16 protein-coding genes are annotated in these 20428 nt (G+C 70.5%); 13 read left to right on the forward strand and 3 right to left on the reverse strand.

Annotated elements, in window-relative coordinates; all coding sequences use genetic code 11:
* The first annotated feature begins 32 nt into the window (after nucleotides 1-32).
* From ACUTR7_RS24140 to ACUTR7_RS24165, 6 genes are all read left to right on the forward strand, one after another.
* Entirely contained in the window at nucleotides 33-1031 is a 999-nt protein-coding gene (locus ACUTR7_RS24140; protein ID WP_445609993.1) for a tripartite tricarboxylate transporter substrate binding protein, read from the forward strand.
* A 78-nt stretch (nucleotides 1032-1109) separates the two neighbouring features.
* The gene (locus ACUTR7_RS24145; RefSeq protein ID WP_445609994.1) at nucleotides 1110-2228 is read left to right on the forward strand and encodes a porin; all 1119 of its coding nucleotides are present in this window, start codon (nucleotides 1110-1112) and stop codon (nucleotides 2226-2228) included.
* Nucleotides 2229-2359: 131 nt separating this feature from the next.
* Nucleotides 2360-3340: a quinone oxidoreductase family protein gene (locus ACUTR7_RS24150; protein WP_445609995.1), complete on the forward strand. Its 981-nt coding sequence runs from the start codon at nucleotides 2360-2362 to the stop codon at nucleotides 3338-3340.
* Nucleotides 3337-4332, forward strand: coding sequence for a LysR family transcriptional regulator (locus tag ACUTR7_RS24155; RefSeq protein WP_043822138.1), 996 nt, complete (start codon nucleotides 3337-3339; stop codon nucleotides 4330-4332). The genes ACUTR7_RS24150 and ACUTR7_RS24155 overlap by 4 nt, the downstream gene beginning before the upstream one ends.
* Entirely contained in the window at nucleotides 4329-5219 is an 891-nt protein-coding gene (locus ACUTR7_RS24160) for a DMT family transporter (RefSeq protein WP_445609996.1), read from the forward strand. The genes ACUTR7_RS24155 and ACUTR7_RS24160 overlap by 4 nt, the downstream gene beginning before the upstream one ends.
* An 84-nt stretch (nucleotides 5220-5303) precedes the next feature.
* Complete coding sequence (locus ACUTR7_RS24165; RefSeq protein ID WP_016450917.1) at nucleotides 5304-6275, forward strand: LysR family transcriptional regulator; 972 nt, start codon at nucleotides 5304-5306, stop codon at nucleotides 6273-6275.
* A 62-nt stretch (nucleotides 6276-6337) separates the two neighbouring features.
* On the opposite strand, the gene ACUTR7_RS24170 is transcribed toward ACUTR7_RS24165, so the two are convergent.
* Nucleotides 6338-8605 carry a molybdopterin cofactor-binding domain-containing protein gene (locus ACUTR7_RS24170; RefSeq protein WP_445609997.1) on the reverse strand — a complete coding sequence of 756 codons (2268 nt, stop codon included), beginning with the start codon at nucleotides 8603-8605 and terminating at the stop codon, nucleotides 6338-6340.
* 14 nt (nucleotides 8606-8619) lie between these two features.
* A complete protein-coding gene (locus ACUTR7_RS24175; RefSeq protein WP_012207419.1) occupies nucleotides 8620-9093 on the reverse strand; it encodes a (2Fe-2S)-binding protein in 474 nt (157 codons plus the stop codon).
* 280 nt (nucleotides 9094-9373) lie between these two features.
* Here ACUTR7_RS24175 and ACUTR7_RS24180 point away from each other — a divergent pair, with 280 nt between their 5' ends.
* The 7 genes from ACUTR7_RS24180 to ACUTR7_RS24210 all read left to right on the forward strand — a co-directional run bounded on the left by ACUTR7_RS24180 (nucleotide 9374) and on the right by ACUTR7_RS24210 (nucleotide 19198).
* On the forward strand, nucleotides 9374-10222 hold the full coding sequence (locus tag ACUTR7_RS24180; protein WP_051940991.1) for a helix-turn-helix transcriptional regulator: 849 nt from the start codon (nucleotides 9374-9376) through the stop codon (nucleotides 10220-10222).
* A gap of 106 nt (nucleotides 10223-10328) precedes the next feature.
* A complete protein-coding gene (locus tag ACUTR7_RS24185) occupies nucleotides 10329-12530 on the forward strand; it encodes a TonB-dependent siderophore receptor (RefSeq protein WP_043822147.1) in 2202 nt (733 codons plus the stop codon).
* A gap of 150 nt (nucleotides 12531-12680) precedes the next feature.
* Nucleotides 12681-13823, forward strand: coding sequence for an ABC transporter substrate-binding protein (locus tag ACUTR7_RS24190; RefSeq protein ID WP_445609998.1), 1143 nt, complete (start codon nucleotides 12681-12683; stop codon nucleotides 13821-13823).
* The gene (locus ACUTR7_RS24195; RefSeq protein WP_445609999.1) at nucleotides 13820-14911 is read left to right on the forward strand and encodes a FecCD family ABC transporter permease; all 1092 of its coding nucleotides are present in this window, start codon (nucleotides 13820-13822) and stop codon (nucleotides 14909-14911) included. Before ACUTR7_RS24190 ends, ACUTR7_RS24195 begins: the two co-directional genes overlap by 4 nt.
* Nucleotides 14912-14913: 2 nt before the next feature.
* Nucleotides 14914-15741 carry an ABC transporter ATP-binding protein gene (locus ACUTR7_RS24200; RefSeq protein WP_043822151.1) on the forward strand — a complete coding sequence of 276 codons (828 nt, stop codon included), beginning with the start codon at nucleotides 14914-14916 and terminating at the stop codon, nucleotides 15739-15741.
* Entirely contained in the window at nucleotides 15738-17480 is a 1743-nt protein-coding gene (locus ACUTR7_RS24205) for an ABC transporter ATP-binding protein (protein ID WP_445610000.1), read from the forward strand. The genes ACUTR7_RS24200 and ACUTR7_RS24205 overlap by 4 nt, the downstream gene beginning before the upstream one ends.
* Complete coding sequence (locus ACUTR7_RS24210; RefSeq protein WP_445610001.1) at nucleotides 17477-19198, forward strand: ABC transporter ATP-binding protein; 1722 nt, start codon at nucleotides 17477-17479, stop codon at nucleotides 19196-19198. The genes ACUTR7_RS24205 and ACUTR7_RS24210 overlap by 4 nt, the downstream gene beginning before the upstream one ends.
* Nucleotides 19199-19202: 4 nt before the next feature.
* Here ACUTR7_RS24210 and ACUTR7_RS24215 read toward each other — a convergent pair whose 3' ends face one another.
* On the reverse strand, nucleotides 19203-20426 hold the full coding sequence (locus tag ACUTR7_RS24215; RefSeq protein WP_445610002.1) for a c-type cytochrome: 1224 nt from the start codon (nucleotides 20424-20426) through the stop codon (nucleotides 19203-19205).
* Nucleotides 20427-20428: the final 2 nt, after the last annotated feature.

The following is a 20428-nucleotide window of genomic DNA, read 5'->3' on the forward strand; positions in this document are numbered from 1 at the left end:
GGCCCATTTTCAAAAGAAACAGGAGACAAAGCATGAAAACTCTGACACGGCTGAAGGGGCCGGTGCTGGGCGCCTTACTGGGTGCGCTGGCTGCCTTGCCCATCGCCAGCATGGCCTCGTCCAGTGCGTCCGCCGCCTTTCCCGAGCCGGGCAAGATGGTCAAGGTCATCGTCCCCTTCGTGGCGGGCGGCGGCGTGGACAGCGCCGCGCGCCTGTTTGCCGAGCAGTTGCGCAAGCAGCTGGGCACGACGGTCATCGTCGAGAACCGCGTGGGCGGCAGTGGCGTGGTGGGCGGCCGCGCGGTGCTGGCGGCTGCCCCCGATGGCTACACCCTGCTGTTCTCGGCCGCCACGCATGTGCTGGCCAAGCAGGTATTGGCCCATCCGCCCTATGACCCGCAGACCGACTTTGTCCCCGTGGCGCGCGTGGGCGAGGCGCCGCTGATGCTGGTGATATCGCCGCAGCTGCCCCACAGCAAGCTGGGCGAGGTGCTGGCCGCAGGCGCCAAGAGCACGTGGACGGCGGCCATTCCCGCCGTGGGCGCACCCAGCCACCTGGCCACGCTGCTGCTGGCCCAGCAGGGCCGCATGCGCCTCGAGTACGTGCCCTACAAGGGCACGCAACCCGCGCTGGTGGATGTGGGCGGCGGCCATGTGGACCTGCTGCTCGACTCCATGGTCTCCGTGCTGCCGCTGGCCAAGGCCGGCAAGGTGCGGCCGATTGCCATCACCTCCGGCAAGCGCAGCCCGCTGGCGCCCGAGGTGCCCACCATGCAGGAAAGCGGCCTGCCCCGGTTTGCCTACACCTCCTGGTACGGACTGTGGGCGCCCAGGGACACGCCTGCCGACCGGGTGCAGCGGCTGAACCAGGCCTCCAACGCGGCGGTGGCCGAGCTGGCCAGGTCCGGCGCCTTTGCGAGCCTGGGCATCGACACGGTTTCGGAGAGCACCGAGCAGTTCAAGCGCTTCATCGCCGCCGATGTGGCGCAGAGCGCCGCGCTGCTCAAGGGCGCGGGCTTCAAGCCCGAGTAGCCGGGCAGACCCCGGCACACGCCCGAGAAAAACAAAGAGCAAAGAGCAAAGCAAAGCAAAAAACCACAAGGAGACAACATGCAGGTATTCATACGCCATGCCCTGGCCGCCTCGCTGGGGCTGGCCGCCGCGCATGCGGGCGCGCAGTCCTCGGTATCGATCTCGGGCACCGTCGATGTGAGCGTCAGGCAGGTGCGCAACCAGGGCCTGGGAACGGTCACCTCGCAGGCCAGCGGCGCCCACTCCACCAGCAAGCTGGTATTGCGGGGGCAGGAGGACCTGGGCGACGGCCTGAGCGCGGGCTTCTACCTGGACGGCAGCCTGCTGGCCGACACCGGCGCCATGGGCGCCAGCGGCCCGTTCTGGGACCGGCGCTCCACGGTCAGCCTGGCCTCGCGGCAATGGGGCGAGCTGCGGCTGGGGCGTGACTGGGTGCCCACGCACCTGGTGTGGAGCGGCTTCGATCCGTTTGCCACGCTGGGCATCGGCAGCGCCAATGGCTTTCGCTCGTTCACGGCTTCCCGCGCGCTGGGCCAGGCCTTCGGCACGGCGCCGGAGTCGCAGGCTGCCAATCCCACGCTGCGCGTGAGCAATGCGGTGGAGTATTTCCTGCCGGCCGGCCTGGGCGGGCTGCAGGGCGTGTCCGGCAGCCTGATCGCCACCTTGGGCGAGAAGGGCGCCACGGCGGCAGGCCAGACGCGCGGCAACGGCTTTCGGCTGGGCTGGGCGGGCGCGGGCTGGAACGTGGCGGGCGCGCAGTTCACCACGCGCAACACTCTGAGCGGCATCCATTTCAAGGACCAGAGCTACGGTGTCTCCTACGACTTCGGCTGGCTCAAGGCCAGCCTGGCCCAGCGCCGCTGGGTGCATGGCGTGGACCGCACGGTCAACACCCTGGTGGGCATGAGCGTTCCCGTGGGTAGCGGGGTGGTCAAGCTCAGCTATGTCAAGGCCGACCAGAAGGGCGCAACGGCGGCGCAAAGCGCCAGCGATGCCGACCTGTGGGCGCTGGGCTATGTGCACTCGCTGTCGCGGCGCACGGCGCTGTACGCGCATGCGGCCCGCATGTCCAACCGCAATGGGGCGGCCTTCGCCATTGCCGGGGGTGCGGCAGTCAGCGGCAATCCGGCCGCGGCCAATTACTTTGGCGGGCGCGCCTCCACGGCCTTCGAGCTGGGCCTCCGGCACGACTTCTGACGGGCAGCGTGGGCTGCGTGCGCGCTGGCTCGTGGTCATTGCTGCACCCCATGCAGCAGTGAACTGCACGCCGGCCTATTGCTGCCGTCAATCGCTTCTTCTACGCTGCACCCATTTCACGGAGCAGCGAGATGAATGCATTGATCAAGGTCCGCATGGACGCCGCAGGCACCCCCGACGCCATGCGCCTGGAGCCGGTCGAGGTGCAGGCGCCCGGCCCCGGCCAGGTCTGGCTGGAGCAGACGGCCATCGGCGTGAATCCGCTGGACGTGAGCCAGCGCAAGGGCGCGGTCGCCATCGCCTTTCCCTCGGGCCTGGGGCTGGAGGGCGCGGGGCGGGTGGCCGCCGTGGGCGAGGGCGTGACGAATGTGGCCGTGGGCGAGCGCGTGGGCTACGCCACGGGGCCGCTGGGCGCCTATGCCAGCGCCCGCCTGTATCCGGCCGAGCGCCTGGTGAAGCTGCCCGATGCGCTGCCTGACGACGCGGCGGCGGCCGTGCTGTTCAAGGGCATCACGGCGCAGTACCTGCTCAAGACCACCCATTCCGTGGGCCCCGGCAGCCGCATCGTGATCTATGGCGCCGCCGGTGCGCTGGGCCAGTTGATGTGCGCCTGGGCCAGGCACCTGGGCGCCCTGGTGATCGGCGTGGTGTCCAAGGCAGCCAGCGTGGAGCGCGCGCGGGCGGCCGGCTGCGACGAGGTCTTCGTGTTCGACGCGGCCACGCTGCCGGGCCAGGTGCTGCAGGCCACCGGGGGCCTGAAGGCCGACGTGGTCTACGACCCCATCGGCCGCACGACGCTGGGCGCCTCGCTGGACTGCCTGCGCCCGCGCGGCCTGCTGGTGTCCTTCGGCGCGACCTCCGGCCTGCCCGATCCCATCTCGGTGGCCACGCTCAATGCCAAGGGCTCGCTGTTCCTCACGCGCCCTTCGCTGGCCGCGCACACGGCCACGGCGGCCGAGTACCAGGAGCGCGCACGGGACGTGCTGGCCGCCGTGGCGGCCAGCATCATCGTGCCCGGCGTCTGGCGCCGGTATGCGCTGGCGGAGGTGGCGCAGGCGCATGGCGATCTGGAGCAGGGACGCTCCCAAGGTGCGATCATCCTGACCCCATGAACCTTCTGGACAGCCAGCACGCCGATGAACTGGCGGCCCTGGTGGCGTTGCATGAACAAGGCTCCTTCGCTGCGGCGGGGCGGGCGTTGCTGCGCCATCCGTCCGTGCTGTCCAAACGCCTGAACGCGCTGGAGACCCGGCTGGGCGTGCGGCTGGTGGAGCGCAGCACACGCCATCTGCACCTGACCGACGAGGGCCTGCGCCTGGTGGACAAGGTGCGCCAGGCGGCCGGCCTGATCGCCGATGCCCAGAAGGAGGCCGCCCAGGGCGCCTCGCAGGCCCGGGGCCGGCTGCGGCTGTCGCTGCCGGCCGCCATGGGACGGCGCTGGCTCAGCCCGCTGCTGGCCGAGTTTGCGCTGGCCCATCCGCAGATCGTGCTGGAGGTGGAGTATGCGGACCGCTTCGTGGACATCGTGGGCGAGCGCTTCGACGCGGCGGTGCGCATAGGCCGGCTGGCGGACAGCCGGCTGGTGGCGCTGCGGCTGGGCGGGCACCAGCGCATTCTGGGCGCCGCGCCCGCCTATCTGCAGGCCCACGGCACGCCGGTGCACCCCGAGGACCTGGCGGCGCACCGCTGCCTGGGCTTCACGGGACTGCAGTCGTTTCCGCAATGGGAGCTGGTGCACGGTGGCGCATCGGGCGATGTACCGCAAGGCCAGGCCCGGCACACCGTGCTGGTGCGCGGCCCCATGGTCAGCAATGACAGCGAGGCCCTGCTCACGGCCGCCGTCATGGGCGTGGGCATTCTGGCCGGCGGCGACTGGCTGATGAGCGAGCACATGGCCGCAGGCCGGCTGGTGCGGGTGCTGCCGCAATGGCGCCTGGATGGCGCCTCGGGCATCTACTTCGTGCGGCCCTCGGCGGCGTTCAGCAGCGCGGCCATGACGGCGCTGCGCGACTGCCTGGTGCGGTGGTTTGCCACGCGCAGCCCCTGGCGCACGGGGCATGACACACTGGCGCCGCCCCTATCGTCTTGCGCATCCGCTCCATGACCCAAAAAACCTCGCCGCCCGCCATGGCGGCCGCCTTGCTTCCCTGGCTGTTCGTGCTGCTGTGGAGCACGGGCTTCATCGGCGCCAAGTTCGGCCTGCCCTATGTGGAGCCGCTGACCTTTCTGACGCTGCGCTATGCCATCGTCCTGGTGCTGATGGCGGCGGTGGCCCTGGTGCTGCGCGCGCCCTGGCCACGGTCGGCACGGCAGTGGCTGCACATTGGCGTGTCAGGGCTGTTCGTGCATGGCGTGTACCTGGCCGGCGTGTTCACGGCCATCGCCCACGGCCTGCCTTCGGGCGTGACGGCCCTGGTGGTGGGGCTGCAGCCCTTGATCACTGCGCTGGTGGCCGGCACCTTGCTGGGCGAATCCGTGCGGCCCCGGCAGTGGTCCGGGCTGGCGCTGGGCTTCACGGGCGTGGCCCTGGTGGTGGCGGGCAAGATCGCCTCGGTGCCGGTCCATGCCCTGCTGGCCATGCTGGTGCCGGCCGTGGTGGCGCTGGCCGGCATCACGGCCGGCACGCTGTACCAGAAGCGGTTCTGTCCATCGTTTGATCTGCGCACGGGCTCGGTCATCCAGTACCTGCCCTGCCTGGTGGCGACGGGGGCGCTGGCCCTGGCCACCGAAACCATGCAGGTGCGCTGGAGCGGCGAGTTCCTGTTCGCGCTGGGCTGGCTGGTGCTGGTGCTGTCCGTGGGCGCGGTCAGCCTGCTCAACCTGCTGATACGCCGCGGCGGCGCCGTGCACGTGGCCAGCCTGTTCTACCTGACGCCGCCGGCCACGGCCCTGATCGCCTGGGCCATGTTCGGCGAGACGCTGGGCGGCCTGGCGCTGGCGGGCATGGCCTTGACGGCAGCCGGCGTGTGGCTGGCGCGCCAGGGGCGCTAGCTTGCCCCGCAAGCCGCGGGCAGGGCATGCGCAAAGGCGGGATACTGCGGCACTGTCAGCCCACGAATACCGGATTTCCGCACCATGCCCATCAATGAACTGCGCGCCATCGCCACCTTTGCCAAGGCGGTCGAGCTGGGCAGCCTGCGCCAGGCGGCGCTGTCCCAGGGCGTGAGCCCCCAGGCCGCCAGCCAGGCGGTGGCCCATCTGGAGCAGCACCTGGGCGTGCGCCTGCTGCACCGGACCACGCGCAGCCTGGCCCTGACCGAGGAGGGCCAGCGTTTCCTGCAGGACACCCAGCCGGCGCTGGCCGCGCTGGACCGCGCACTGAACCTGGCACGCGACAGCCGCGAGGGCATTGCGGGGCCGTTGCGCATCGTGGGCCCCAAGTCCTGCTTTGCGCCCGTGCTGATGCCGCTGCTCGATGAGTTCTGCCGCCTGCACCCGGGCATCGTCCCCGATGTGCGGCTGGACGACGGCATAGGCAACTGGGTGCTGGACCGGGTCGATGCGGGGTTTCGCATCGGCGCCTCGCCCGATGAAAGCGTGATCGGGCGGCGGCTGTTTCCCGTGCAGCTCATCGTCTGCGCGGCGCCGCAATACCTGCAGCGCCATGGCGTGCCCCGGTCGCTGGACGAGCTGGCCGCGCACCGCTGCAGCATGTTCCGCCATGCGGCCACGGACACGGTGATGCCCTGGTACCTGCCGGTCGATGGCGAGCTCACGCACCGCTACCTGCAGCCGGCCCTGTCCACCAACGATGCCGAGCTGGAGCTGCATGCCGTGCTGGCCGGCCAGGTGCTGGGCCAGCTGTCCAACATCTGCGCGGCCGCGCACATCCGCGCGGGGCGCCTGGTGCCTGTACTGCTGGCGCATGTCAGCGAGCACATCGGACTGCATGTCTACTACGGCAGCCGCGACGCGCTGCCCCGGCGCGTGCGTGCCTTCATCGACCTGGCCGTGCAGCGGCTGCAGGACTGCCCGGACTATCTGCTGACCATGGAGGAACTGGAAAGGGCGGCGGCCGCAGGTGCCGCCGCCCTTTCCGGGGGCTGACCGGGATCAGGCCCGGCCGTTCAGGCCAGCTCGATCACGCCAGGTCTATTACGCCAGATCGATCACGCCAGGTCGAACGGCAGCTTGCGCACGGGCTTGCCCGTGAGCTGCGCCACGGCGTTGGCGAAGGCCGGTGCCAGCGGCGGCAGGCCGGGCTCGCCCATGCCCGTCGGCGGCTCGGCGCTGGGCACGACGTGGACGGCGATCTCGGGCATGTCGGTGATGCGCGGCACGGCGAAGTCGCCGAAGTTGCTCTGCTCCACCACGCCGTCCTTGAGCGTGATCGCCGCGCCGGGCAGGCACATGGACAGGCCCATCAGCGCCGCGCCCTGCACCTGCGCCTCGATGGTGCGCGGGTTCACGGCCAGGTTGCAGTGCACGCCTGCCGTGGCCTTGTGCAGCACCGGGCGGCCGTCCTTGACCGAGGCCTCCACCACATAGGCCACCACTGTGTCGAAGGACTCGTGCACGGCCACGCCCCAGGCACGGCCCGCGCGCAGCTGGCGCTTGCCGTAGCCGCTCTTGTCCACGGCCAGCTGCAGGGCCAGGCGATGGCGCGGGTGCTTGTCGCCGAACATCTGCATGCGGTAGGCCACGGGGTCCTGGCGGCTGCTGCGCGCGATCTCGTCGATCAGCGTTTCCATGACGAAGGCCGTGTGGGTCGATCCCACGCTGCGCCACCACAGCACGGGCACGTTGACCTTGGGGTGGTGCACGGTCAGGCGCATGGGCAGCGGATAGGGCTCGCGCATGCCCTCCACGGCCGTGGCGTCGATGCCGTTCTTGATCATGCCGCCCTCGAACATGGTGCCCGCCGTGATGGACTGGCCCACGATGGCGTGGTCCCAGGCCAGCACCTTGCCGCGTTCGTCGAAGCCGATCTTCGCGCGGTGCAGGTGCATGGGGCGGTAGTAGCCGCCCTTGATGTCGTCCTCGCGGCTCCAGACCATGCGCACGGGGGCGCTCAAGCCGGCGCGGCGCGCGGCCAGCGCCACCTGGCAGGCCTCGACCACATAGTCGCTGGTGCCCACGCCCCGGCGGCCAAAGCCGCCGCCGGCCATCTGCACGTGCACGCGCACCTGCTCGGGCTTGAGGCCCAGCACACGCGCGGCGGCCATGCCGTCCACGCCCGCGAACTGCGTGCCCAGGTAGAGGTCGGCTCCCGCCTCGCCGGTCTCGCCCATCTGCACCGTGCAGTTGAGCGGCTCCATGGGCGCATGGGCCAGGTAGGGGAAGCTGAACTCGGCCTCGATATGGCGCGGCGCCTTGTCCAGCGCCGAGATGTCGGCGTCGAAGTGGCGTGCGCCGGGCTGCGCGGCCAGCTCGCGGTACTGGGCCAGCTGGCGTTCGCTGTCCACCTTCTCCACGGCGTCGGTGTTCCATTGCGTCTTCAGCGCTTCGCGGCCCTTGCGCGCTGGCCAGTAGCCGGTGGCGATCACGGCCACGCCTTCGCCGCCACCGTCCACGGGCACGCGCAGCACGGCCTTGACGCCGGGCACGGCACGCGCCGCAGCGTCGTCCAGCGAGGCCAACTGCGCCTTGAACACGGGCGGGTGTGCAATCACCGCCGTCAGCTGGCCCGGCAGGTGCATGTCGATGCCGAAGCTCTGCTGGCCGCTGCTCTTGGCCCGGGCGTCGATGCGGCCCGTGGGCTTGCCGATCAGGCGGAAGTCCTTGGGATTCTTCAGCACGACGGTGGCCGGCACGGGCTGGGCCATGGCGGCCTGGGCCAGCTCGCCATACGACAGCTTCTTGCCGTTGGGGCCGAGCACGAAGCCCTCGCGCGTGCGCAGCGTGGCGGCGTCCACCTTCCACTGCGCGGCGGCGGCGGCCACCAGCATGGCGCGCGCACGGGCGCCCAGCTCGCGGTACTGGGTGTAGCTGTGCTTGAGGGCGGTGGAGCCGCCCGTCATCTGGATGCCGTAGCGCGGATCGGCATAGGCCGCATCGTTGCCGCCCAGGCGTGCGCGGACCTTGCTCCAGTCGGCGTCCAGCTCCTCGGCCAGCACCAGGGGCAGGGCGGTGTGCACGCCCTGGCCGAATTCCAGGCGGTTGATGGCCACGGTGACTTCGCCGCTGGGCGAGATCTCCACGAAGGAGGCGGGCTGCTCGGTGGGCTTGAGGCCGGCGGCCTCGCCCTTGGCCGGCGCCTGCGCCATGGCGGGAAACACGCCCAGGGCCAGCGAACCGGCACCGGCGATCTTGAGGAAGCTGCGGCGGGGGATCTGTGCAAGGGTGGGCGCGTCGGCAATGGCAGCAGTGGCCTCGTCACGGTCCAGGATGTGCTGCAGGGCGCGCGGCAGTTCGGCGGGGTTGAAGGTGGTCAGCATGCGGCGTTCTCCGTTCAGCCCAGGGTGCGCGCGGCATCGGCCACGGCCGTGCGGATGCGTGCATAGGTTCCACAGCGGCAGATGTTGCCGGCCATGGCCGCGTCAATCTCCTCGCCGCTGGGCTTCTTGCCCTTGGGCAGCGACTTGAGGAAGGCCGTGGCGCTCATGATCTGCCCGCTCTGGCAGTAGCCGCACTGGGCTACGTCGTGGCGCACCCAGGCATCGCGCACGGCGGTGCCCACGCGGTCGGAGCCCGAGGTCATGGCCTCGATGGTGGTGATCTTCTGGCCTGCGGCCGCCGAGATCGGCGTCACGCAGGAACGTATGGCCTGGCCATTCATGTGCACCGTGCAGGCGCCGCACAGCGCCGCGCCGCAGCCGAACTTGGTGCCGGTCATCTCCAGCGTGTCGCGCAGAGCCCACAGAATGGGCGTCTCGGGGTCCAGGTCCATGGAAACGGTCTTGCCGTTGATGGTGAGATCGGTCATCGCAGTCTCTCCTTGTTGTGGGTCAGTCAGGCAGGGGTGGGGTCCCCGCAGTAGTGTCGTGCGCAGCTGCGGCCCATGGAAGCCGGGCGCCGTCGAGGCGCGAATATAGAAAGAGGCCTTGCTTGCAACTAGTCCTGATTTGCTTGATGCATTGGCAAGTGCAAGTTGCGAATGGGATGGCGATGGTCCATCCCGGTCCGGGGCCAAGGGGCGAGCGCCTGCAATGGCGGGATCATTGGTCGTATGATTTGAGAATAATTCTCATTCATAGATTTGCAACGTGTTCCAGTGGAATTCCAGATTCGACAACCAGCTGTGCCTTGCGGCCGGCTGCCGCATGACGCAGGAGCCTGTGGAGGTCCGCGCGCCGGTGTTCCAGGGCCTGCAGATCATCGTGGCCCTCAACAGCAAGGTGCAGGCCGGGGTCAACGGCCGTCTGATGGAGGTGTCCGATGCCGGGGTCTACCTGGTGCTGGCCACGGGCCTGCATGAGGGACTGGACCGCTATGAATCCCACAGCCTTCAGCGCTATGTGCGCATAGGCTTTGACGCCGAGGCGGCGGAGCGCCAGGGCTTCGGGCTCGATCTCATCGCGCGCAGCGGCCACCACTGCTTCAACGACAACGATCTGCTGGTATTGCGCCAGGGGCTGTCGGCCACGGCGCGTGCGCTGGCCACACAGATTCTGGTCTGCCCCTATCAGGGGCCCATGCGTGATCTGTTCCTCAATGCCAAGAGCCTGGAACTGTCGGCTGCCGTGCTCCAGCAGTGCCTGCCGGCGGCGGGCGCGCAGGGAGCAGGCGCCGAGCTGTCACGCGCCGATGTGGAGCGGCTTTGGCATGCGCGCGAGGTGGCCACGGCGCACGCTCGCAGTCCCCTGTCGCTGGCCGAGCTGGCGCGCGAGGCCGGCATCAACGAGCGCAAGCTCACGGCCGGCTTTCGCCAGCTGTTCGGCATGAGCGTGTTCGAGCACCTGCAGCAGCACAGGCTGGAGCAGGCCTACGGCCTGCTGACTTCGGGCGGCTGCTCGGTCACGCAGGTGGCGCTGGAGGTGGGCTACAGCATTGCGCATTTCTCGACGGCCTTTCGCAAGCGCTTCGGCATCGTGCCCAGCGAGTTGCTGCGCTGAGCCATCTCCGGCGGGCGAAAGCCAAACTCCGGCCAGCGAAAGCGGCGAGCCTTCCTCTTGCCTACAGTCGAATGCAATTGATTTTCATTTGCTTCGAGAGGGTTGAATGTCGCTGCCAGATTCTGCGGACCGGGATGCCGGCCCGCCCCGTTTTTCCATCACATCGATCGCGCTGGCCGTCTGCGTCCTGGGCCAGTGCGCCCTGGCCCGGGCGGCCGAGGAAAGGCTGCCCGAGGTGCAGGTCACGGGCCAGGCGGTCAAGGACCGGCCCACCGAGCTGACGGGTGGCTACGCGGCCCCGGGCGTCTCGGTGGGAACCAAGCTGCCTGCCACGCTCAGGGAGACGCCGCATTCGGTCTCCGTCATCACGCGCCAGCAGATCGAGGACCAGAACCTGCACACGCTGGACGAGATCATGGCGCAGACCCCCGGCGTGACCGTGGACCTGTCGGGCACGGGCGTCATTCCGGCCTTCTATGCGCGCGGCTATCCCATCGAGTACTTCCAGTACGACGGCCTTCCCGTGCAGACAGGCGGCGCTTCCTGGAGCCAGCCCGACATGGTGATGTTCGACCATGTGGAGACGCTGCGCGGCGCTGCGGGCCTGTTCAATGGCGCGGGCCAGCCCGGCGGCGTGATCAATCTGGTGCGCAAGCGCCCCACGGGCGACCGGCGCTTCACGGGCTCGCTGGGCCTGGGCTCCTGGAATGCGGCCCGTGCCGAGATCGACTACAGCACCCCGCTGAACGCCGATGGGTCGGTGCGTGCCCGGCTGGCGGCCGCGCACGACCAGCGCGACTCCCATGTGCGCTATGCCAGCAGCCGGCGCGATTCGCTGTACGGCATCGTCGAGGCCGACCTGGGATCGGCCACCACCGTCTCCTTGGGCGCCGGCCACCAGACGCGCGACTGGGTGCCGCCCATGATGGGCGTGCCGCGCTACGCCGACGGCGGCGACCTGGGGCTGGCACGCAGCACCTTCCTGAGCACGCCCTGGACGCACTGGGACTTCGAGGCCACCCAGGTCTTCGCCGACCTCAGCCATTCCATCAATGCAGACTGGCAGTTCAAGCTGGCGGCGGTCTCCGACCGCGAGTCCAGCGCGCTCAAGTACGCCTATGTCTCGGGCGCGGTGGACCGCGCCACGGGCCTGGGTCCCCGCCTGATGGGCGGCGCCAATGACTACGACAACGAACAGCTGTCGCTGGACGCCATGCTCAGCGGGGCCTGGCAGGCCTGGGGCCGGCGCCACGAGGTGGTTCTGGGCGCCAACTGGTACGACCGCGACGCGCGCTCGCAAGGCGGCAGCCTCCCGGGCTTTGGCGGCATTCCCGTCAATGTGTTCGACTTCGACCCGGCCGCCTACGCCGATCCGGGCGCCGTGCAGTGGACATCGGACTCGCGATCGCGCACGCGCCAGTACGGCATCTATGGCGCCGCGCGGCTGAAGCTGGCCGATCCGCTGACCCTGCTGCTGGGGGGGCGCTGGAGCTGGTGGCGCACCGACTCCGTCAACCAGCGCACGGGCGCGCAGACGGCGGACTACCGGCAGGACGGCCGCTTCACGCCCTACGCGGGCCTGGTCTTCGATCTGGACTCCCGCTGGTCGCTCTACACCAGCTATGCCGACATCTTCCGCGTGCAGAGCAACTACCGGGGCGAGGATGGCGGCGGACTGCCGCCCGTGGTCGGCGCCAACTACGAGGCCGGCATCAAGGGCTCGCTCAACGATGGCCGGCTGCAGGTGGCGCTGGCGGCCTTCCGCATCGTGGAGAGCAACCGCGCCGTGGCCGTGTCGCCCGTCATCGTGGACAGCTGCTGCTACGCCGCGCAGGGCAAGGTGCAGAGCCAGGGCTTCGACGCCGAGCTGGCGGGACAGATCGCCCCGGGCTGGCAGGCCATGGCCGGCTACACCTACAACACCAGCGAATACAAGCGCGATCCCAGCTATCAGGGCCAGTCCTTCAGGACCTTCAGTCCCCGGCATCTGCTGCGGCTGTGGACCACATACCGGCTGCCGGGCGCGCTCAACGCCTGGGATGTGGGCGGCGGCATCAACGTCCAAAGCGGCACCTACAGCGAGGGCGGCAAGCCCCTTGTTCGAGCCACCCAGGGCGGCTACGCCACGGCCAGCCTGCGCGTGGGCTACCGCATCAGCCCGCAGTGGAGTGCGGCGCTGAACGTCAGCAACCTGTTCGACCGCAGCTACTACACGCGCCTGGGCAGCGGCGGATTCGGGCCGGCCAACTTCGGCAATGTCTATGGCGAGCCGCGCAATGTGCAGGTGAGCTTGCGCGGCCGGTTTTGACCCCCTGAGCCGCTTTGCGGCGTCTCCCTGAGGGGGCGGCAGCCTTGCTGCGGGGCGTTGCGGCCGGCTCAGGCCCTTGCTTGCTGTCCCAGGCTTTGGGGCGCGCCGGTTGCATTGGGTATGCCGGCAACGACTGAGAGAAGAAAACAGATGCAAATACAGACAGGAATGCGGCGTGGGTTGCGCGCTGCGGTGGCGGCGCTGGCGCTTTGGAGTGGGCTGGCCCAGGCCTTGACCGTGACGGACATGGCGGGGCGCAGCGTGCAGGTGCCGGACCGCGTGCAGCGCGTGCTGTTGGGCGAGGGACGCATGGTCTACACCATGGCCCTGCTGGAAGGCCGGCAGGCGGTGGAGCGCGTGGCGGGTTGGCAGGGGGATTTCCGCCTGCTCGATACCCAGGGCTATGCGGCTTTCTCCAAGGCCTTTCCTGCCATGGAGAAACTGCCGCTGGTCGGAGGTGCCACGCCCGAAAGTTTCAACGTGGAACAGGCCCTGGCCGTGCGTCCCGACGTGGCCTTCATGGCCGTCTCTGGCGGTCACGGGCCCGCGCCCGACAGCGAGGCCGTGCGCCAGCTGCAGGCGGCGGGCGTGCCCGTGGTCTTTGTGGATTTCAGCCAGCATCCGCTGACCCATACCGTATCCAGCCTGCGCCTGATGGGCCAGGTGCTGGGCCGCCAGCAGCGCGCCGAGGACTTCATCGCCTTCTACGAGCAGCGCATCGAGCGCGTGCGCCAGCGAGTCGCGGCGGCGCGCCAGAAGGACGGGTTCCAGCGGCCCGCCATCTTCATCGACATGCTGGCCGGTCTGCGCGACTGCTGCGGCTCGCCGGGCAAGGGCAATTTCGGGGAAATGGTGGAGCTGGCCGGTGGCGACAACATCGGCGCCGGCCGCATTCCCGGTCCCATCGGTACGCTGAACCTCGAATATGTGCTGTCGCGCGATCCTGCCGTCTATGTGGCCACGGGCGTCTTCGCCAGTGGCCAGGGCGGCGTGACGCTGGGCTACCAGGCCACGCCTGCCCAGGCGCAGGCCAGCCTGGCGACGGTGGCGCAGCGTGCCCAAACGCGCGAGCTGTCCGCCGTCCGAAAGGGGCGCGTGCACGGCCTGTGGCACATCTTCTACGACTCGCCGGAGCATGTGATTGCCGTCGAGGCGCTGGCCAAGTGGCTGCATCCCGAACTCTTTGCCGACATCGACCCGCTGCGCACGCGGCGTGAGCTGTACGAGCGCTTCATGCCGATTCCGATGACCGGCGTGCTGCTGACCGACCTGCCTTCCGGGGCCGGCCGATGAGCGCGGCCATTGAGGCCAGTGCCGTGGCGGCAGAGACGGGCGCTGCGGCAGCCGGTGCCGCGCAGCGCTACCGCCGCCGCCATGCCCGCCACGGGCTGGTGCTGGCGCTGCTGGCCCTGGCGCTGCTGGCCAGCCTGGCACTGGACGTGGCCACCGGCCCGTCGGGCATGGGGCTGGCACGGCTGTGGCAGGTGGTGGGCGATCCGGGCAGCGTGTCGCGCGTGGAGGCCGTCATCGTCTGGAACGTGCGCCTGCCCTATGCGCTGATGGCCGTGCTGGTGGGTGCGGCGCTGGCGCTGGCTGGCGCGGAGATGCAGACCGTGCTGGCCAATGCGCTGGCCAGCCCGTTCACGCTGGGCGTGTCGGCGGCCGCCGCCTTTGGCGCGGCCCTGGCCATCGTGCTGGGACTGGGCGTGCCGGGCGTGCCGGCGCAGTACGTGGTGTCTCTCAACGCCTTCCTCTTCGCGCTGCTGTCGGTGGGCCTGCTGTACGGGCTGGCCATGTGGCGCGGATTTGGCGTGCAAAGCCTGGTGCTGTTCGGCATCGCCCTGGTGTTCAGCTTCAACGCCCTGGTGGCACTGCTGCAGTTCGTGGCCGACCAGAACACCTTGCAGCAGCTGGTCTTCTGGACCCTGGGCAGCCTGGCACGCGCCTCCTGGGACCGGATTGCCGTCATGGCCGCCGTGCTGGCGCTGTGCCTGCCCTGGTCATGGAGCCAGAGCTGGTCGCTGACCGCGCTCACGCTGGGCGAGGACCGCGCGCGCAGCCTGGGCGTGCCGGTCACTGCGCTGAGAGGCTGGGCGCTGCTGCGCATCAGCCTGCTGACGGGCGTGGCCGTCTCCTTCGTGGGCACCATAGGATTCGTGGGGCTGATCGCACCGCACATCGCGCGCATGCTGGTGGGCGACGACCACCGCGTGCTGCTGCCGGCCTCGGCGCTGGCGGGGGCACTGATCCTGTCCATGGCCTCGGTGGCCAGCAAGACGCTGATCGAGGGCGTGCTGGTGCCCGTGGGCATCGTGACCTCGCTGGTGGGCATTCCCTTTTTCATGGCCATCGTTGCCCGCACGGGCCGGCAGGAGCGCTGAGCATGCCATTCCGCAACGCGCTGCATGTCAGCGATGTGCACATGGGCTATGGCGCAGCTCCCGTGCTGCGCGGTGCCACTCTGGGGCCCTTGGCTGCGGGTTCGGTCAACGCGCTGGTGGGGCCCAATGGCGCAGGCAAATCCACGCTGCTGCGCGGCATTGCAGGCTTGCAGCGCATGCGCGGCGAGGTGCGCCTGGGCACGGCGCTGCTGTCTTCCCAGCCGCCGTTGCAGCGCGCGCGCCAGGTGGTCTATGTGCCCCAAAGCCTGCCCGAACGCTCGCGACTGGCGGTGTTCGAGTCCGTGCTCAGCGCGGCCATGGCCGGCGAGCCCGCACAGGCGGCCCGTGGCTGGCCGTTGGTCGGCACGCATGAGGCCGAGACCGCCGTGGAGCAGGTGCTGCAGCGCCTGGAGCTGACGGCCCTGGCCGACCGGCCGCTGGCTGCGCTGTCGGGTGGCCAGCGCCAGATGGTGGGTCTGGCCCAGGCCCTGGTGCGCCGTCCGCGCCTGCTGTTGCTCGACGAGCCGACCAGCGCCCTGGACCTCTACCACCAGCACCGCGTGCTGGACGTGGTGACCGAGATCGCGCACGAGCGGCAACTGGTGGTGCTGGCCGTGCTGCACGACATCAACCTGGCCATGGGCTGGGCAGACCGGATCATGGTGCTGGACCAGGGCCGCGTGGTGCGTGCCGGCAGCCCTGTCGAGGTGGTGGACAGCGCCCTGCTGCACGAGGTCTACCGCGTGCAGGCTGTCGTGGAAACGGTCAACGGCCGGCGTCTGGTCGCCGTGAGGCACGCGCTGGGCGGCCGCGGGCAGGAGCCGTCATGAGCACCTCGCTGGAACGTTGGATGGTGTCGCGCTCGCGCGCACAGCTGGCGGCCACGGTGGCCTGCGGGCTGCTGGCCCAGGCCATGCTGGTGGTGCACGCGCTGTGCCTTGCTCGACTGCTGGCCCAGGCCATGGAGGGGGCGTCGCTGCATCCCTGGCTGGCGATCGGTCTGGCGGCCCTGGTGCTGCGCGGCGTCCTGGTGTGGCTGCAAGAGTGGTGGGCGCAGCAGGTGGGCATGCGCACGCGCGCCGTGCTGCGCGAACGCCTGCTGGCCCGGTTGATGCGCCTGGGGCCGGCCTGGGCTGCGGCCCGCCCCACGGGTGAGCTGCAGGCCACGCTGGTTGCGGCGGTCGATGCCGTGCAGGTCCATGCCAGCCGCCATGTTCCCGGCCTGCTGGGAGCCGTGCTCGGCTGCGCGCTGGCGCTGGGTGCCCTGGCCTGGGTGGACGCGGGCTGCGCGCTGCTGCTGGCCGTGTTCGTGCTGGGGCAGCCGCTGCTGGACCGGCTGTGGCTGCGCCGGCACATGCCCGGGGCCAGCGGCGTCATGGCGGCCCTGGCTGCCTTTGGGGCGCAGCTGCTGGACAGCCTGCGCGGCATGGAGACCCTTTGGGCCTTTGGCGCCTCGGCGCGCTGGCGCATGCGTCTGGCCGAGCAGGCCGCCCGCCTGCGTGCCGAGTCCATGCACACGCTGCGCGCCACCTTGCTGCGCACCGGCCTGACGCGTTTCGTTGGCCTGGCCGGCATGGCCAGTGTCCTGGGGTGGGGCAGCTGGCAACTGGGCCAGGGCCGGCTGGATGCGGCATCGCTGCTGGCCGTGCTGCTGCTGTCGCGTGAGGCCTTCAGGCCGCTGGAGCGGCTGGAGAAAGCCTTTCATGCGGCCTGGGCCGCGCGCGACGGCCTGCATGCCATCGACGCGCTGCTGCACGCGCCGCTGCCCGTGCCTGAGCCGCAGCGGCCCGGACCTGCTCCTGCAGACGGCCGCATCTCGCTGAGCGGGGTGTGCTTTGCCCATGACCAGGGGCAGGAACCGGGGCGGCCCGAGGTGCTGCACGGACTGGACCTGGATATCGCCGATGGTGAATGGGTGGCGCTGGTGGGGCCTTCGGGCGTCGGCAAGTCCACGCTGCTGTCGCTGCTGTGGCGTGCCGCCGATCCCCGGCGCGGCATGGTCTGCCTGGGCGGCCGGGACCTGCGGGAGCTGAGCCTGGCGCAGTTGCGCTCCAGGGTCGCCCTGGTCGCCCAGGACACGCTGCTGTTCAGCGGCAGCCTGGAGGACAACCTGCGCATGGCCAGCCCCCAGGCCTGCCTCCGCGACATCGAGGCTGCCCTGCGTGATGTGCAACTGGCCGATCTGGTGGACAGCCTGCCCCAAGGCCTGCAGACCGAGGTGGGCGAATTCGGCGCGCACCTGTCGGGCGGGCAGCGCCAGCGGCTGGCCCTGGCGCGTGCCTTGCTCAGGCGTGCGCCCGTGCTGCTGCTGGACGAGCCCACATCCAGCGCAGATCCACGCACGGAGCAGGCCTTGCTGCAGGTGTTGCGGCCATTGCGGGGCCGCCGCACTCTCGTCATGGCCGCGCACCGCCTGGAGACGGCGCGCGAGGCGGACCGCATCGTGGTATTGGAAAACGGCCGGGTGGCCGAACAGGGCACGCACGATGATCTGCTGCGCCGCGGCGGCCGCTATGCACGGCTCTGGGCGGCGTCACAGGCCAAGAGGACGACGGAGGAGGCCGCATGATCCGCGATGAACCCCGCAGCTGGGCCGGCCTGCTGGCGCCGGTGGCGTCGCACAAGCGCCTGCTGGCAGCGACGTTGCTGGCCGCCGCGCTGGCGCAGGCTACCGTGGTCGGCGCCTGGGTGCTGGCTGCCTGGATTGCCGGACAGGCCGCCATGGGCGCGCCGTGGACTGCGCTGCAACCGGCACTGGGCGCATTGGCCTTGACGGCGCTGGTGGCCGCGCTCAGCCAATGGTGGCAGACCCATGCCTCCCATGCGCTGGCGTTTGCGTTGATAGAAACACTGCAGCTGGGCATCTACGACGGGCTGGAGCGTGGCGCAGGCAATGCGGCCGGCCCGCAGCGCAGCGGCGACATCGCCGCCACCGCCACGGCCGATGCCGAGCTGATGGAGCACTTCTACGCCCACATGCTGGGCGAGCTGTCCGGCGCCCTGTGCGTGCCGCTGGCCGCGCTGGGCCTGCTGGCCTGGCTGCATCCGCTGCTCGCCCTGGCCTGGCTGCCCTTTGTTGCCTTGCCGGTGCTGGTGTCCTGGTGGCTGGCCGGCAAGGCGCAGCGGCAGGCCAGGGCGCTGGCAGCGGCGCAGGGCGAACTCAATGCCGATGTGGTGGAAGGCCTGCGCGGGCTGCGTGAACTGGCGCTGCTGGAGGCCGGCCCGCGCTGGCTGGCACGCATGCGTGACAAGGCTGCGGCGCTGTCCCCGCAGGTGCGCAGGCATGCGTCGCTTGCTGCGGGCCAACTGGCCACCGCGGACCCGTTGCCGGCCGTGTCGGCCCTGGCCATGGCTGCCGTGGCCGCCTGGCTGCTGGACCATGGGCACATCGATGCCGCTTGGCTGCCGGCCGTGGTGGTACTGGCCGGCATGGCGCTGGCGCCGCTGGCCGAAGTGGCGCAGGCCGCGCGCGGGCTGGGCGATGTGAAGGCTGGTGCCGACCGCATCGTGCAACTGCTGCGCCAGCCCCGGCGCATTGCGGACAGCGGAACCCGTGAGGCGCCGGCCACGGCGTCGCTGGACTTCTGCGGTGTGCATTGGCAGCGTGGCGGCGTACCCGTGCTGCGCGGACTGGACCTGTCCCTGCGGCCTGGCGAAATGGTGGGCCTGGCCGGCGCGTCCGGCGCCGGCAAAAGCAGCTGCGTGCAGCTGTTGCAACGCCTGGGCGAGCCCGACGCCGGCAGCCTGCGCATGGGCGGCATGGACATTCGTGAATTGCCGCTGGCCGTGCTGCGGCAGCAACTTGCCGTGGTCCGCCAGGAGGTGCATTTGTTCGACATCTCCATCGCCGACAACATCCGCCTGGGCCGGCCTGACGCCAGCGATGACGAGGTACAGCAGGCCGCCATGCTGGCGCAGGCCCATGGCTTCATCAGCGGGCTGCCGCAAGGCCATGCCACGCGCTGTGGAGAACAAGGAATGCGCCTGTCGGGTGGCCAGCGCCAGCGCATCGCCCTGGCGCGCGCGCTGCTGACCGGTGCCCCCGTGCTGGTGCTGGACGAGGCTTCCTCCCATCTCGACAGCGAAAGCGAGCAAGCCCTGCTGCGTGCGCTGGACGCCTTGCGCGAGCACCGTACCGTGCTGCTCATCGCCCACCGGCCCGCCATGCTGGCCCGCGCCGACCGCGTGGCTATGCTGGAGGGCGGCCGCATCGTGGAGCAGGGCACCCACCGGGAGCTGCTCGCGCGCCAGGGCGCCTATGCCAGCCTCATGGCGGCGGATGCCTGATCCCTCAGTGCACAAACCCACCCTTGATGAACCGCACGGGCTCGGCATCCATGCGAGCGATCAGGGCCCCGAGGCCATCGGATGAGCCATCGGACGGGCCGGCCGTTGCCGCAGCGGCCGTCGTCGCCTCGACCATCGTCCTCGCGGGCGTGTCCGTGCGGCAGACCAGGTCGTCCTCCGACCAGCCCTGGGCGCCCGGACGCGATAGCGCGCGCAGCCAGCCGCTGCGGTCGCCCAGCCATTGCATGCCCTGCAGCTGCTCCGAGCCGCTGAGCAGGGCCATGGCCTGCCAGGCGCGCGGGTCGTTGACGGTGCAGTCGAGGGCGCTGGCGGTGCGGTTGCCGCCATCGGGCGACAGCTGCAGGCTGACCAGGCGCGGGTCTTCCTGCACCGGGCCGCTGCCTGCCACCACCCTCAGCCGCTGCTGGCGGCTTTGCCAGGTGCTCAGGCGGCGTGCGGGCTGGCCTGCGCACTGCACGGCCATGTCGGGAAGGCCCACGGGATAGGGCCAGTTGCCGGCGATCTGCAGCATCTGGCCTGCGGCGCGGGCCTTCATGAAGTCGATCAGGGCCCAGGCGTCGTCGCTGGACAGCCGGTCGGCTTGGCCGTGTGCCCGTGCGCCGTCGCCAGACTCCACGGGGCGGCGGTCATGAAGAATGGCCCAGAGCAATTCCCCATCGGCGCGGCGCCACAACAGCGGGCTGGTGAAGTTGGGGGGCCAGACCGGCTGACTGGCGGCCAGCGGGCCGTGGCCCCGGCCATCGGTACCGTGGCAGGCCGTGCAGTGCTGGGCATAGGCGGCGCTGCCGCGCGCAATGCTCTCCACGCTGAAGCCCGTGGGCGAGGCATGGAAGCTGGTGGCATGCGCGGGCACCAGGATCAGGTCGGCACGCGGCCAGGGGGCCAGCAGCAGGGCGAGCGCGGCCAGCGCGGTCAGCACCAGGGCCGGCAGGCGGATGCGGCGCAGCACCAGGACCAGCACCAGGGCCAGCACCAGCAAAACGATGGCGGTGGCCACGGCCGCCAGCGACCACATCAGGCCTCGGGCCTGGCCCAGGTCGATCAGCAGGTTTTCGCCGGACAGGCGCACGGCCCACGGCCAGGCGGGCTGCCCATCCACCGTGCCGGCCAGGCCCAGGCCGTGCAGCAGCTGCAGCAGGCCGACCTGGGCCTGCTGCATGGCGCCGATCAAGGGGTTGAGCCAGTCGGGGGAGTCGCTGCGTTGCATCG

This window comes from Delftia sp. NA_296.1, assembly GCF_052692095.1.